We start from the raw sequence: 13,876 nt of genomic DNA on the forward strand, positions 1-13,876 counted from the left end.
CCGTGCCGGCTGGAACGCTGTACCGCGGCCGGGAAGGCATGTGGTCGTGGGTGGCTCATCGAGTCACCGGTGTCCTCATCTTCTTCTTCCTGTTCGTACATGTCCTCGACACCGCCCTGGTGCGGGTCTCCCCCGAGGACTACGACAAGGTCGTCGCCACCTACAAGACCCCGATCGTCAGCCTGCTGGAGTACGGCCTGGTCGCCGCGATCCTCTTCCACGCGCTGAACGGCCTGCGGATCATCGCCGTCGACTACTGGACCCAGGGCCCGCGCTACCAGAAGCAGATGCTCTGGACCGTGGTCGGCCTGTGGGTCCTGCTGATGGTCGGCGCGATCTACCCCGTCCTCGGCCACGCCGCTCGAGTCCTGTTCGGGAGCTGAACGACACATGGCCACTGACATCACCGACGCCGTCGAGCTGACCGGCTCCAGCGTCGCCCCGTACAGCCCGCAGAATCCCGCGCCGGTCATCGAGCCGCCGCGGGCCCGCACCAAGCGCACCCCGCGCAGCAGCCGCACCAACTTCGAGATGTACGGCTGGCTGTTCATGCGGCTGTCCGGTGTGGTGCTCGTCGTACTGGTGCTCGGCCACCTGCTGATCCAGCTGGTCCTGGACGGCGGTGTGCAGAAGGTCGGCTTCGCCTTCGTGGCGGGCCGCTGGGCGTCGCCGTTCTGGCAGTACTGGGACCTCGCCATGCTGTGGCTGGCGATGCTGCACGGCGGCAACGGTCTGCGCACCGTCATCAACGACTACGCCGAGCAGGCCAACACCCGCGTCTGGCTCAAGACGCTGCTGTTCACCGCAGTGGCGTTCACCATCGTGCTCGGCTCGCTGGTGATCTTCACCTTCGACCCGAACATCCGCTAAGCCAGGGCTGGACAGGGAAAGCGACCCCATGCAGATCCACAAGTACGACACCGTCATCGTCGGCGCGGGCGGCGCCGGTATGCGCGCCGCCATCGAGGCCACCAAGCGCAGCCGCACCGCCGTCCTGACCAAGCTCTACCCGACGCGCTCCCACACCGGCGCCGCCCAGGGCGGCATGGCCGCGGCCCTGGCGAACGTCGAGGAGGACAACTGGGAGTGGCACACCTTCGACACGATCAAGGGCGGCGACTACCTGGTCGACCAGGACGCCGCCGAGATCCTGGCGAAGGAGGCCATCGACGCGGTCCTCGACCTGGAGAAGATGGGCCTGCCCTTCAACCGGACGCCCGAGGGCCGGATCGACCAGCGCCGGTTCGGCGGCCACACCCGCAACCACGGCGAGGCCGCGGTCCGCAGGGCGTGCTACGCCGCCGACCGCACCGGTCACATGATCCTCCAGACGCTCTATCAGAACTGCGTCAAGGAGGGCGTGGAGTTCTTCAACGAGTTCTACGTCCTGGACCAGCTGCTGACCGAGGTCGACGGCGTGCAGCGCTCCGCGGGCGTGGTGGCGTACGAGCTGGCCACCGGCGAGATCCATGTCTTCCAGGCGAAGGCCGTGATCTACGCCTCCGGCGGCACCGGCAAGTTCTTCAAGGTGACCTCCAACGCGCACACCCTGACCGGCGACGGCCAGGCCGCCGTCTACCGGCGCGGGCTGCCGCTCGAGGACATGGAGTTCTTCCAGTTCCACCCGACGGGCATCTGGCGGATGGGCATCCTGCTGACGGAGGGCGCCCGCGGTGAGGGCGGCATCCTCCGCAACAAGGACGGCGAGCGCTTCATGGAGAAGTACGCGCCCGTCATGAAGGACCTGGCCTCGCGTGACGTCGTCTCCCGGGCGATCTACACCGAGATCCGCGAGGGCCGCGGCTGCGGTCCCGAGGGCGACCACGTCTACCTCGACCTGACGCACCTGCCCCCGGAGCAGCTGGACGCGAAGCTGCCCGACATCACCGAGTTCGCCCGCACGTACCTGGGTATCGAGCCGTACACCGACCCGATCCCGATCCAGCCCACCGCGCACTACGCCATGGGCGGCATCCCCACCAACGTCCAGGGCGAGGTGCTGCGCGACAACACCACCGTCGTGCCCGGCCTGTACGCGGCCGGCGAGGTCGCCTGCGTGTCCGTGCACGGTGCGAACCGCCTCGGCACCAACTCGCTGCTCGACATCAACGTCTTCGGCCGCCGTTCCGGCATCGCCGCCGCCGAGTACGCCCACGCCAACGACTTCGTGCCGCTGCCCGAGGACCCGGCCTCGCTGGTCGTGGCCCAGGTCGAGCGGCTGCGCTCGGCCACCGGCAGCGAGCGGGTCTCCGACATCCGGCGCGAGCTGCAGGAGTGCATGGACGCCAACGTGATGGTCTTCCGCACCGAGCAGACCATCAAGACCGCCGTCGAGAAGATCGGCGAGCTGCGCGAGCGCTACCTCAACGTGTCCATCCAGGACAAGGGCAAGCGGTTCAACACCGACCTGCTGGAAGCCGTCGAGCTGGGCAACCTGCTCGACCTCGCCGAGGTGATGGCCGTCTCCGCGCTGGCCCGCAAGGAATCCCGCGGCGGCCACTACCGCGAGGACTATCCGAACCGCGACGACGTCAACTTCATGCGGCACACGATGGCCTACCGCGAGGTGGACGACGCGAGCGGCGCCGAGTCGATCCGCCTGGACTACAAGCCGGTCGTGCAGACCCGCTACCAGCCGATGGAGCGTAAGTACTGATGAGCACCCCGAGCACTCCGACGCTGGACAAGCACTCGGCGGCCCTGGACGCCGCCGAGGTCGGCGCGGCCCACCTGATCACGGTCACCCTGCGGGTGCGCCGCTTCAATCCCGAGGTCTCGGCCGACGCCGAGTGGGTCGACTACCAGCTGCCGATCGACCCCAAGGAGCGCGTCCTGGACGCACTCCACAAGATCAAGTGGGAGATCGACGGCACCCTGACCTTCCGGCGCTCGTGCGCCCACGGTGTCTGCGGTTCCGACGCGGTCCGCATCAACGGCCGCAACCGGCTCGCCTGCAAGACCCTGATCAAGGACATCAACCCCGAGAAGCCGATCACGGTCGAGCCCATCAAGGGCCTCACCGTGCTCAAGGACCTCGTGGTCGACATGGACCCCTTCTTCCAGGCCTACCGCGATGTGATGCCCTTCCTCATCACATCCGGCAACGAGCCGACCCGCGAGCGCCTCCAGTCCGCCGAGGACCGCGCGCGCTTCGACGACACGACCAAGTGCATCCTGTGCGCCGCGTGCACCTCGTCCTGCCCGGTCTACTGGAACGACGGCCAGTATTTCGGCCCCGCGGCCATCGTCAACGCCCACCGCTTCATCTTCGACTCGCGCGACGAGGGCGGTGAGCAGCGCCTGGAGATCCTGAACGACAAGGACGGCGTCTGGCGCTGCCGCACCACCTTCAACTGCACGGACGCCTGCCCGCGCGGCATCGAGGTGACGAAGGCGATCCAAGAGGTCAAGCGAGCCCTCATCACCCGCCGCTTCTGACCCCTCGCCCACACCCGAGGCCCGCCCCCCACCCCCGGGAGGCGGGCCTCGGCCGTGCGCGTCCCGCGGACGGCGGGCCGGTCAGGCGGCGGGGCGGGGGGTTTGCAGGATGCCGTTGATCAGGACGTGGAAAGCCCAGGTCATACGGGCCTCGCCGGTGCCGGTGAAGAGCTCGGGGCCGAGGGCCGCGACGTGCGGGTGGGTGGAGGGGGAGGCGGCGAGGACCGCCGCGGTCAGGGCGTCGTCCTCGTCGGCCGCTTCCGCGGACCCCTCGCGGGTGCTCTGCTCCGCCGCCGTCGAGGTCGCGAAGTGCAGCAGGAGGTCGACGGCCCAGGCGGCTCGGTCGGCGGGGACCTCCGTGCCGAGCAGGGCCAGGACTCCGTCGACCAGCCGGAGGTAGCCGGGGCCGGACGGGCGGGTGACCAGGGCCGAGCGCGCCAGGCCCGGGTAGGCGAAGAGGGCGGCGCCGTAGGAGTTGAGTACGGCGATGAGGCGGTCGCGCCAGTCGCCGGGGGCGGTGACCGGGGTGAGGTCGAGGCCGGCGAGCAGCTCGTCCAGCATCAGGGCGCGCAGCTCGGCGGTGTTGCCGACGTAGACGTAGAGCGACGCCGCTCCGGTGTCCAGCTCCTGGGCGAGCCGCCGCATGGTGACCCGGTCGAGGCCCTCCTCGCGCAGGATCCGCAGTGCGGCCCGCACGATCGCGTCGCGGCTGAGCGCGGGCTTGGCGGGGCGGTCGCGGCGGCTGATCGGGGCGGGCTTGCCGGGGGTCATGGGACCGAGCATAACGAACACGTTCGGCGGAACCGGCCCTAGAACGAACATGTTCGGTGCGAACGTGGTCGTCACGAACATGTTCGTCTAGACTCGGAGCATGTACCCGGAAAGGGGCTCCCCATGACCACGATGACCAGCACTCCCGCGGCCGGACCTGCCGCCACCAGCACCTCCACCCGGCTGATGTGGGCGATTCTCGGCCTCGTCCTCCTCGCTGACGCCCTCGACATGATCGACTCGACCGTCACCAACATCGCCGCCCCCACCATCGCCACCGACCTGCACGGCGGGCAGAGCCTGATCAAATGGCTGGGCTCGTCCTACATGCTGGCCATGGGCGTGCTGCTCGTGGTCGGCGGGCGGCTCGGCGACAAATTCGGCCGCCGCCGGATGTTCCTGACCGGCATGGCCGGCTTCACGGCCGCCTCCGCGGCAGCGGGCCTCGCGCCCGATCCGGCGCTGCTGATCGCCGCCCGGGTGGCGCAGGGGGCCTTCGGCGCCCTGCTGATCCCGCAGGGCATGGCCATCATGACCAGGACCTTCTCCCGGGACATGCTCGGCAAGGCCTTCTCGCTCTTCGGCCCGCTGCTCGGCCTCGCGACCGTCGGCGGCCCGGTCCTGGCCGGCTTCATCATCGACGCCGACCTCTTCGGCCTGTCCTGGCGGCCGCTCTTCCTGGTCAACCTGGTGCTCGGCGCCGCCGGCCTGGTGCTGGCCGGCCGGCTGCTGCCGCGCGACGACGGGGACCGGGCGGTCGTCGTGGACGGGTGGGGCTCAGCACTGCTCGCCGTGGCGATGTTCGGCCTGCTCTTCGGCATGCTGCAGGGCTCCTCCGACGGCTGGAACGCCACCGCGATCGTCCCGCTCGCCGCCGGCCTGCTGGCCTTCGCCGCCTTCGCCCGGCGGCAGGGCACCGCCGCGGAACCGCTGCTCAAGCCGAGCCTGCTGCGCAACCGCGGCTTCACCTCCGGCCTGCTCGTCGGCCTGGTCGTCTTCGCGGCCACGAGCGGACTGATCTACGTCCTGTCCCTGTTCATCCAGCAGGGCCTGCACGCCTCCGCCCGCGGCGCCTCGCTCGCGCTGCTCCCGATGACGCTCGGCATCATCGTGGCCGCCGGCTCCTGCATGGCGCTGATCAAGACCCTCGGCCGGACCCTGATCTTCACCGGGATCGGGATCGTGCTGGCCGGCTGCGGCTGGGTGCTCGCCCTGGTCGCGCAGTCGGGCACCGACCTGGGGCTGTGGACGCTGGCCGGTCCCGTCTTCGTCATCGGCCTCGGCATGGGCGCCTGCTACGGCACGATCTTCGACATCGCGCTGGGCGACATCGACCCCGACGAGGCGGGCAGCGCCGGCGGGTCGCTGTCGGCGGTCCAGCAGCTCGCGGCGGGCATCGGCTCGGCTGCCGTGACCTCGGTCTTCTTCCGGACCACCGGCGGCGGCCTCGGCCACGCCATGACGATCAGCCTCGTCGTCGTCCTGGCCCTGACCGCCGCCTGCGTCCCCGCCGTCGCTCTCATGCCGCGCCGGGCGCCGGCGGAGGAGGCCGGGGCACCGGCGGCGTAAGGCCCCGTCACAGCTGGCTCACGATCGTACGGTCGGTGATCTCCTTGTCGCGGGACAGCAGCAGCGCCTTGCTCAGGATGAGGGTCAGGGTGCGGTCCCCCTCGAAGGGCAGATAGCCGTCGTAGGCGGAGCCGGGCGCGGACTTCGGGACGATGCAGAGGTACCGGTCGTGCGGCGCGATCAGGATGTTGCCCGACCCGAGGTGGATCTTGTACGTGTGCAGGTCGCCGCGCACCCGCAGGAAGCGGCCCTCGACCGTGCACCGGTCGGCTATCGCCAGCCGGGGAACGAGACGGCTGAGCAGGTCGCGGCGTCCCTGCGCGGTCTGGGTGAGGTCGCCGAAACCGTAGGAGTGCCAGTAGTCGCGGTAGTGGCCCCGGGGTCCGCCGTCCTGCCAGGCGGGGTCGTTCCCGACGCTGGCAACGCCGACGAAGAGGTCGACGTCCCGCAGGATCTCGCTGAGGACCAGCGCGGGGACCTCACTGAGCGGCAGGCCCTCGGGGGCCGCGCCGCCCGCCGGGTGCCGGTAGCCGCCGCCTCCCGCGTGGGCCACAGCGACCGCCTCGTCGAGCCGGTGGAAACGGACCTGGTCGGTGGCCAGGTGGAGATAACTGCCCGAGTCGGTGGTGTCGTCGCCCACCCCCTCGACCAGGAACTCGGCCCGCAGTCCCCACTGCGGCAGCTCGCGCACCGCCGGCGGATAGACGTCGTCCACGGCGAGCCGCAGCGCACTGGTCCAGCCGCGGGCGGCGGCCAGCGACTGGAACTGGTGCTGGCGCAGGATGTGCGCGGCGAAGCGGTTGGAGTACGTGCGGGTGCCGCGCTCGGCGTCGGTCAGCAGGTAGACCTCGCGGTGCGCCTGCTTGAACGGCTGGGTGATCCCGTGCCGTTCGAGCCAGTCGCGCCAGCCGACGACCTCGGCGGGCCCGCGGTCCACCGGGTGCCACAGCTCGACGGTGGCCCCGGCTCCGGGGGCGACGGGTGTGCCGGCGAGCGTCCGCAGCTCCCCGTCGGCGTAACCGCAGGGCCGGCCGTCGACCGTCCACAGCAGGCGGCGGGCGAGGGTCCCGACCAGCGGGTGGTCGAGGCAGCGCTCGCGCCAGGCGGCGTACGCCCACTGCCTGCGGGCCAGGAACTGCCGGTCGAAACGCTCGGCCTGGGCGGTGAGCATCCGGTCGATGTCCTTCACGGCGGCCTTGAGCGCGGCGACCTCTTCCGGGTGGTCGCGCTTGACGGCCGCGGGGATGCCCCTGACCTCCTTGCCCGCCGCATTGCGCCAGCTCAGGACGGCCTTTCCGGCCCATACCGCCAGCTCGCCGTGGTCGTGGCGCAGCAGGCCCACCTCGGTCAGACCGTACGCGGGCACCGCCAGCTCCTCGACCTCCTCCCGGCTCAGCCCGAGGGCCGCGGCCCGCGCCTCCAAGGCCGCGTCGATCTGCTTGCGGGTGCCGCGGAAGGTCACCCGGGAGGCCAGCCGGGCGATCTCGCCGAGCGCCGTGTCGCCCTCGCAGCGGGCCAGCGCGCCCACCCCGGCGTTGGCGAGCTTGGGATTGCGCGGGCCGTGGCCGGGGACCTTGCGCAGCGCCATGTCCACCAGCGCGCCCAGCGCCCGCGCGCTGCCGGGGTGCGGCGGCAGCATGGCCAGCAGCCAGGCCAGGCCGCGCAGCGCGTTGGCGTTGTAGGGGTCGAGCAGCGCGTTGGGATCGGGACCGTACTCGCGCGAACCGAACGGTACGGTCCTCGGCCGCCCGGCGAGCGCCAGCCAGTGCAGCGCCTTGTCCCGTACGGCGTCAGGTCCGAGCCGGTCGGTCACGGCACGGGCGTCCTTCTCCCAGCGGGCGGACGGCTTGGCGGCCGTCGCGGTGGCGGCCACCCGCAGCAGCTGCGGCCACGGCTCACCGAGCAGTGCGGCGGTCGCCAGCGCGTCGTCCGACCACTGCTCGCCGGGATTGAGCGGCGGCCCGCCGAGATTCCGCACGATCGCGACCAGGTCCGACGGCGGATACGAGGCGAGCACGGTCCGGCGCAGGGTGGCCACGGCGGCGGGCGTCAGGGCGCGCCCGGCGGCGGTCTCCGCCTCGATCAGCCGGTGGAGCCATCCGTCGTACCAGACGGTCACGACGTCGCCGAGGCCCGCGAGCCACCGGGACCGCTCGTCGGCGAGCGGGTCGGCGCCGAGATCCCGGCCGGCGCAGCACACCAGCACCAGCAGGCCGTACCAGGGGTCGCCGGTCCCGGCGGTGGCCGCCTCGGTGGCCCGGTAGCGGTCGGCCCACCGCGACACGAGCCGGCGCCGCTGGTCCGGCGTCAGTTCCCCCACAGGCGCGAGCAAGGCCAGCCCGGACGACTCCGTCAGCGCCGTCGGGTGGGCGAAGGCGTCGGCGAGCAGATCGGCCAGCCCCCCGACATTCCCGGCGGCGGCCAGCCGGCGCACCGCCACCACCTGCTCCCCCGGCCTGGCCATCAGCCACCCACCAGCGGGACGAGCTTGAGGAAGACGACCTCGGTGCCGGGCGGCAGCTCGACCTCGTCGTCCAGCTGCTCGACCTGGCGGTCGGCGACCAGCAGCAGGAAGCCGTTGCGGCCGAAGGCGTCGAGCGCCAGCGCGCACTGCCGCTCGGGGTCGAGGCGGCGCGGGGTGCGCAACCGGTAGCCGTTGAGCGTTGTCTCCGCGTCGGTCGGCCGGACGAGGCCGTGGAAGGCCTCGGGCTGTCGCGCGTTGAACTCCGCCGCCTCCTGGAACACCCGGCGCCGGATCAGCTCGCGGGCGCTGAGCCGTTCTTCCGCGAGTTCCAGTCCCCAGGAGTCACGGGTCTCTCCCGATGTCGTCTCGTCGACGAAGGTCACCATCCCCATGACTGCGAGCGTAGAGCCGGCCACTGACAGTGGCCCCTGACGGCCCTCACCCCTTCTTTCGGGCCCGATGATCTTACCGGTTCGGCAAAGTTATCCACAGGGCATTTTTTCCGTCTCGGCAAAACCGCTACGTTGGCAAGCATGGAAACCACGGACGGCCCGGCGGACGCGGCGGCGGCGACAGACGCCGCCGACGCGACGGACGGGCTTCGCGAACGCAAGAAGCGGCAGACCCGGGCCGCGCTGAGCCAGGCCACGATCGCGCTGAGCGTCGAGCGCGGCTGGGACGGCGTGCGCATCGAGGACATCGCGGCGGCGGTGAATGTCTCGGAGCGCACCTTCCGCAACTACTTCTCCGGCAAGGCGGAAGCGGTGGCCGCCACCCACCTGGACCGGATGCTGCGGGTAGCGCGGGCGCTGGACGAACGGCCGGCGCAGGAGCCGCTGTGGGAGTCGATAAGCGCCTCGGTGCAGGCCGAGTTCACCCCGGCGGGCGGCGGCGGGGCGGGCGCCGCGGCTCCCGGGCGGCAGCACACCGAGGCGATCTGGCGGGTGCTGTCGGAACCCGCCGTGCAGGGTGAGGTGCTGCGGGCGGACCGGGCCGCGCAAGCGGTGCTGGCCGGGGCGATCGGCGCGCGCACCGGGACGGACCCGGAGACCGACCTCTACCCGAAGCTGGTCGCCGCCTCGGTCGGGGCCGCGGTCGGCACGGCCCTGTCGCACTGGCTGCGCGCCGATCCCCCGGTCCCGCTCGGGCCGCTGATAGCCGAGGCGCTCGAACAGGTGACGGCGGGCCTGCCCGCGCCTTCGCCGGCCCCGGCGTCCGGGTCCGGGTCCGGGTCCCCACCCGAGCCTGCGCCCGCCGAGCACTGACCGCCGGGATTCCGACAGTGGATCGGATCGCAACAGTGGAGAGGAGTACGTCCTGATGGCTGTCGACACGGATGTCGATGTCGTGGTTGTCGGCGCGGGTCCGACCGGACTCATGCTGGCTGCCGAACTGGGTCTGCTGGGCGTGCGCCCGGTCGTGCTGGAACGCCTGCCGGAACCGAGCGGGGAGCCCCGGGCGAACGGTCTGGTCGGGCAGGTCGTCCAGGCGCTCGACCGGCGCGGACTGTACGAAAGCCTCAGCGGCAGCGCCGGGCCGCCGCAGCCCGACACCAGCTATTTCATGTTCGCCGGGCTGCCCCTGGACCTGAGCGGGCTGCCGGCCGGCCCGGTCTACACACTGCCGGTCCCGCAGCAGCGGATCGTGCAGGTGCTGACGGCGCGCGCGCTCGACATGGGTGCGCAGATACGCGCCGGGCACGAGGTGACCGGTGTGGTGCAGCGGGAGGACCGGGTCGAGCTGGAGATATCCGGCCCGGCGGGGCCGTACCGGCTGCGGGCCCGCTATGCCGTCGGCGCCGACGGGGCGCACAGCGTCACGCGCAAGCTCTCCGGGATCGGCTTCACCGGCATCACCTACGACCGGTCGGTCGCGCGGCACGCGCATGTGGCCGTGCCCGAGGGCTGGGCGGACGCGCGGGGTCTGCGGGTGCCGGGGTTCGGGACGGTGGCGCCGTTTCTGCCGCGGCGCACGGAGCGGGGGGCGTTCAGCTGGGCGCCGCTGCCCGGCCGGCCGCCACTGGTGGCCACCACCGAGTGGGAGCCGGCCGAGGGCGACGAGCCGATGAGCCTGGCCGAGATGGCGGCGAGCATACGCAGGGTGCTCGGGGCGGAGGTGCCGGTGGCGGCTCCGGAAGGGCCTGGGCCGTTCGTGCTGCGGCGGCTGACGGGCGGCAACACACGGGTGGCCGACCGGTTCCGCGACGGGCGGGTCTTCCTGATCGGCGACGCGGCCCACGTCTACGCCTCGGGCGGCGGGCCGGGGCTGAACGCCGGCCTCCAGGACGCGATCAACCTCGGCTGGAAGCTGGCGGCACAGCTCACGGGCACGGCGCCCGAGGGGCTGCTCGACAGTTACGCGGCCGAGCGCACCGCCGCCGCACGCCGCACGCTGACCTACGCCCAGGCGCAGGCCGCGATGCTGGGGCCGGGCAGCGATGTGGACGCGCTGCGGGAGCTGTTCGGCGAGCTGCTGCGGGACCAGGCGGCGATCCGCCGGGTCGCCGACCTGATAGCGGGGTCCGATCTGCGCTACGACATGGGCGGTGCCGCAGACCACCCGCTGGTCGGGCGGCACGTCCAGGACCTGGAGCTGTCCACCGCGACCGGCCCGGTGCGGCTCGCGGAACTGACCCGGGGCGGGCGCCCGTTGCTGCTCGACCTCACCAAGGGGGCGACGGCGGCGAAGTCGGTGGCGGACTGGACCGCCCGGGTGGACGTGGTGACGGCCCGTCCCCGGCGGTCGGCGGACCCCGGTTTCACGGCGGCGCTGCTCCGGCCCGACTCGTACATCGCCTGGGCCACCTCCGCCCCGACCCCGCCCCCGCCCGACCTCGGGGAGCTGCGAGCGGCGGGGGAACGGTGGTTCGGGGTGGGGTGAGCGGAGGAGGCCCGGGCGAGGGCAGGTGAAGCGGGGCGGCCCGAGCAGGGTGGGTGAGCGGAGGTGGACCGGGCGAGGGCGGGCGAACCGAGGAGGGCCGAGCGGGGTGGACCAGGCGGGGTGGCCCGGGGAAGGGCGGCCCGGGCGGGGCGGCCCGGGCGGGGTGGGCCAGGGGGCGATCTCGGCCACCGGGGCGAGCACGGTGGGGTGGTTCGGTGCCGGTGAGCAGGCTCAGCGCGGCCAGGTTACGGGTGTGGCCGTCGTCGGAGCCGGGGGCGGAGGGCGTCGCGGAGGCGTCTGCGTGTGCGGGACGCTGCGAGGTGGAGCTCACTCCAGCGCAAGTCCCGCCCCGGACGCGGCCGGCTCGCGTACCGGTGCCGCCGTGGGAGTGGACGCGGGCTCGGGTCCGGTCGCGGGAAGGGGCGAGGGCGAGCCGGCCGCGGGCAGCGTGATGTGCACGGTGAGGCCCTGGCCGGGTGCGGTGTCCAGGACGACGGTGCCGTGGTGGGCCTGGACGACGGCCTGCACTATGGCCATGCCCAGGCCCGCGCCGCCGGTGTCGGGGGCGCGCTCGGGGTCGGCGCGGAAGAACCGGTCGAAGGCGCGGGCGGCGTCCCGCGGGTCGAGCCCGGGGCCGGAGTCGGCGATCCGCAGCCGTACCGCGGACTCGTCGCCCTCGACCTCGATGACCAGCAGGCCGTCCGGCGGGGTGTGGACCCGGACGTTGCTGAGCAGATTGCCGATGACCTGCCGCAGCCCGGCCTCGTCGCCGAGCGCGTACGCGGTGCGGTCGTCGGACGGCAGCAGCAGGCTCTGCGGGCGGCCGGGCTGCTGCGCGGCGAGGTCGGCGGCGGCGTCCCGTACCAGGGCGCAGACGTCGACCGGCTGGAAGTCCAGCGCGGGGCGTTCCTCCAGCCGGGCGAGCGCGAGGAGTTCGTCCACCAGCCGGCTCATCCGGGTGGCCTCGGCGGAGACCCGGTGCAGCGCGCGCTCCTTGTCGTCGGCGTCGAGCATGCCCTTCTCGTAGAGCTGGAGGTAGCCCTGGACGGAGGCCAGCGGGGTGCGCAGCTCGTGGGAGGCGTCGGCGATGAAGTGCCGCAGCTGGGCGGTGGCGCGTTCGCTCTCGGTGAGGGCGGTCTCGATCTGCTGGAGCATCGCGTTGAGGGCGGTGCTGAGCTGTCTGACCTCGCTCGATCCGTGGCGTGCGGTGGCGATCCGCCGCGACAGGTCGCCCTCGGCGATGGCGGAGGCGGTCTCGACCATGGTCTCCAGCGGGCTGAGCCGCCGCCTGGCGGCGGTCAGCGAGCCCACGGCGAGCAGCCCGAGCAGGGCGAGCCCGGCGGCCGACTCCCAGATCAGCAGCTTGTGGATGGCGTGTTCGAGCCCGCTGTAGCGCATGCCCTGGACGACCATGCTGCCGTCGGTGAGCCGGGTGACGATCACCCGGTAGTCGGTGCCGTCGGCGCGGACGTTGACGGCCTTGCCGCTGCGGGCGAGCGCGGCCGGGTCGGACAGGGCGTCGGTCAGGTCCTTGCGGATCCGGCTGTTGGCGCCGCCGCTGTTCTCGCACACCGACGAATTGCTGCCGTCGGAGTCGAGCACGACGAAGAGGTCCTGCTTGAAGGCCTTGGCGAAGGACAGCCCGCCGTCCTTGCCGTCCTGAAGGATGCCGGCCAGAGTGCACAGCTGCTGGAGCCCGTCCGCGGTCACCGGTGCGCTGCTCACCGAGCGCTGCGAGTCGCGCAGGGTGTTGTCGATCTCGCTGCCCAGCACCATGTAGGTCGCCATCACGCTGAAGGCGGCGGTCGCCAGCAGCCCGAGCGCGACGAAGGCCACGTTGGCGAGGGTCAGCCGGGCGCGCAGGGTCCTGGGGCGGGGCAGCAGGCGTCGTCGGGTCACGGTGTCACGCCTGTTCCACAGCCCGCAGCCCGTAGCCGATGCCGCGCCTGGTCTCGATCAACGGCGGTCCGAAGCGGTCGAGTTTGCGCCGCAGATAGGAGATGTAGGTCTCGACCACCGTCGAGGGCACCACCGTCTCGTACTGCCACACGTGCTGGAGCAGCTGCTCCTTGGAGATGATCCGGCCGGCGTGCCGCAGCAGGTGCCGCAGCAGGTTGTACTCGGTGGGGGTCAGTTCGACGGGCTGGCCGGCCCTGCGTACGGAGTAGGTGGCCTCGTCCATCTCCAGGTCGCCGTGCCGCAGCACCCGGTCGGTGACGCCGGTGCCGCGCCGGGTGCGGCGCAGCACCGCGTGCACCCGGGCGACGACCTCGTCCACGCCGAAGGGCTTGGTGATGTAGTCGTCGCCGCCGAGCCCGAGCCCGGCGACCACGTCGCGCGGGGCGTCGCGGGCGGTGACGAAGATGATGGCGAGGTCGTCGGCGCCGGTCTCCGCGGCCCGCTCGGCGGCGTGTTCGGCGCGCAGGGCGCGGCAGACCTCCCAGCCGTTGCCGTCGGGCAGCATCACGTCGAGCAGCACGAGGTCGGGCCGGTGGGCGCGGACCGCCGCCAGCGCCTCCCGTCTGGTCGCGGCGCAGTGCACCGTGAAGCCGTTGTAGCTGAGCGTGATCCGCAGAATGTCCGCGATGGCGGGCTCGTCCTCGACGACGAGCACCCTCGGAGCCGTGCCGACAGCTGTCTCCATACGGTCAAGTATCCGCACCCGGAAGGGCGCCTGCGGGCGCGAACTTTGGAGTTCCTTGAGAGAAGTCGTTTCGGCTTGGTCCGGGTCGGGAGGACCACTGAGTCTGGAGG

General features: G+C 72.3%; 12 protein-coding genes. 7 read left to right on the forward strand and 5 right to left on the reverse strand.

Translation table 11 applies throughout. The features are described 5' to 3' along the window. Positions 1-2: 2 nt before the first annotated feature. From sdhC to OHA86_RS13720, 4 genes are read left to right on the forward strand one after another with little or no spacing between them, the layout of a single operon-like run. Positions 3-383: a succinate dehydrogenase, cytochrome b556 subunit gene (gene sdhC / locus OHA86_RS13705; protein ID WP_329175369.1), complete on the forward strand. Its 381-nt coding sequence runs from the start codon at positions 3-5 to the stop codon at positions 381-383. A gap of 7 nt (positions 384-390) precedes the next feature. Then, the gene (locus OHA86_RS13710) at positions 391-870 is read left to right on the forward strand and encodes a succinate dehydrogenase hydrophobic membrane anchor subunit (protein ID WP_329175371.1); all 480 of its coding nucleotides are present in this window, start codon (positions 391-393) and stop codon (positions 868-870) included. 28 nt (positions 871-898) lie between these two features. Then, the gene (gene sdhA, locus OHA86_RS13715) at positions 899-2,656 is read left to right on the forward strand and encodes a succinate dehydrogenase flavoprotein subunit (RefSeq protein WP_329175374.1); all 1,758 of its coding nucleotides are present in this window, start codon (positions 899-901) and stop codon (positions 2,654-2,656) included. Further along, entirely contained in the window at positions 2,656-3,438 is a 783-nt protein-coding gene (locus OHA86_RS13720; protein ID WP_329175375.1) for a succinate dehydrogenase iron-sulfur subunit, read from the forward strand. Before sdhA ends, OHA86_RS13720 begins: the two co-directional genes overlap by 1 nt. 81 nt (positions 3,439-3,519) lie before the next feature. On the opposite strand, the gene OHA86_RS13725 is transcribed toward OHA86_RS13720, so the two are convergent. Further along, on the reverse strand, positions 3,520-4,209 hold the full coding sequence (locus tag OHA86_RS13725; protein WP_329175376.1) for a TetR/AcrR family transcriptional regulator: 690 nt from the start codon (positions 4,207-4,209) through the stop codon (positions 3,520-3,522). Between the two features lie 123 nt (positions 4,210-4,332). On the opposite strand from OHA86_RS13725, the gene OHA86_RS13730 reads away from it, so the two are divergent. After that, complete coding sequence (locus OHA86_RS13730; protein WP_329175378.1) at positions 4,333-5,778, forward strand: MFS transporter; 1,446 nt, start codon at positions 4,333-4,335, stop codon at positions 5,776-5,778. 7 nt (positions 5,779-5,785) lie between these two features. Here OHA86_RS13730 and OHA86_RS13735 read toward each other — a convergent pair whose 3' ends face one another. Then, positions 5,786-8,242 carry a DUF4132 domain-containing protein gene (locus tag OHA86_RS13735; protein WP_329175380.1) on the reverse strand — a complete coding sequence of 819 codons (2,457 nt, stop codon included), beginning with the start codon at positions 8,240-8,242 and terminating at the stop codon, positions 5,786-5,788. Beyond that, positions 8,242-8,634 carry a hypothetical protein gene (locus OHA86_RS13740; RefSeq protein ID WP_329175382.1) on the reverse strand — a complete coding sequence of 131 codons (393 nt, stop codon included), beginning with the start codon at positions 8,632-8,634 and terminating at the stop codon, positions 8,242-8,244. Before OHA86_RS13740 ends, OHA86_RS13735 begins: the two co-directional genes overlap by 1 nt. Positions 8,635-8,775: 141 nt before the next feature. On the opposite strand from OHA86_RS13740, the gene OHA86_RS13745 reads away from it, so the two are divergent. Together OHA86_RS13745 and OHA86_RS13750 are read left to right on the forward strand one after the other, a co-directional pair. Then, positions 8,776-9,507, forward strand: a complete 732-nt coding sequence (locus OHA86_RS13745) for a TetR/AcrR family transcriptional regulator (protein WP_329175384.1) — start codon at positions 8,776-8,778, stop codon at positions 9,505-9,507. A 55-nt stretch (positions 9,508-9,562) separates the two neighbouring features. Further along, positions 9,563-11,122, forward strand: coding sequence for an FAD-dependent monooxygenase (locus OHA86_RS13750; RefSeq protein WP_329175386.1), 1,560 nt, complete (start codon positions 9,563-9,565; stop codon positions 11,120-11,122). A 327-nt stretch (positions 11,123-11,449) separates the two neighbouring features. On the opposite strand, the gene OHA86_RS13755 is transcribed toward OHA86_RS13750, so the two are convergent. Together OHA86_RS13755 and OHA86_RS13760 are read right to left on the reverse strand one after the other, a co-directional pair. After that, positions 11,450-13,021 carry a sensor histidine kinase gene (locus OHA86_RS13755; protein ID WP_329175388.1) on the reverse strand — a complete coding sequence of 524 codons (1,572 nt, stop codon included), beginning with the start codon at positions 13,019-13,021 and terminating at the stop codon, positions 11,450-11,452. 4 nt (positions 13,022-13,025) lie between these two features. After that, positions 13,026-13,766 carry a response regulator transcription factor gene (locus OHA86_RS13760; protein ID WP_329175390.1) on the reverse strand — a complete coding sequence of 247 codons (741 nt, stop codon included), beginning with the start codon at positions 13,764-13,766 and terminating at the stop codon, positions 13,026-13,028. Positions 13,767-13,876 lie beyond the last annotated feature (110 nt).

The sequence above is a fragment of the Streptomyces sp. NBC_01477 genome, assembly GCF_036227245.1.
Classification (GTDB): Bacteria; Actinomycetota; Actinomycetes; order Streptomycetales; family Streptomycetaceae; genus Actinacidiphila.

Coding starts and splice junctions, on each gene's coding strand:
- OHA86_RS13710 (WP_329175371.1), top strand. CDS start 391: ATGGCCACTGACATCACCGACGCCGTCGAGCTGACCGGCTCCAGCGTC.
- sdhA (WP_329175374.1), top strand. CDS start 899: ATGCAGATCCACAAGTACGACACCGTCATCGTCGGCGCGGGCGGCGCC.
- OHA86_RS13720 (WP_329175375.1), top strand. CDS start 2,656: ATGAGCACCCCGAGCACTCCGACGCTGGACAAGCACTCGGCGGCCCTG.
- OHA86_RS13725 (WP_329175376.1), bottom strand. CDS start 4,209: ATGACCCCCGGCAAGCCCGCCCCGATCAGCCGCCGCGACCGCCCCGCC.
- OHA86_RS13730 (WP_329175378.1), top strand. CDS start 4,333: ATGACCACGATGACCAGCACTCCCGCGGCCGGACCTGCCGCCACCAGC.
- OHA86_RS13735 (WP_329175380.1), bottom strand. CDS start 8,242: ATGGCCAGGCCGGGGGAGCAGGTGGTGGCGGTGCGCCGGCTGGCCGCC.
- OHA86_RS13740 (WP_329175382.1), bottom strand. CDS start 8,634: ATGGGGATGGTGACCTTCGTCGACGAGACGACATCGGGAGAGACCCGT.
- OHA86_RS13745 (WP_329175384.1), top strand. CDS start 8,776: ATGGAAACCACGGACGGCCCGGCGGACGCGGCGGCGGCGACAGACGCC.
- OHA86_RS13750 (WP_329175386.1), top strand. CDS start 9,563: ATGGCTGTCGACACGGATGTCGATGTCGTGGTTGTCGGCGCGGGTCCG.
- OHA86_RS13760 (WP_329175390.1), bottom strand. CDS start 13,766: ATGGAGACAGCTGTCGGCACGGCTCCGAGGGTGCTCGTCGTCGAGGAC.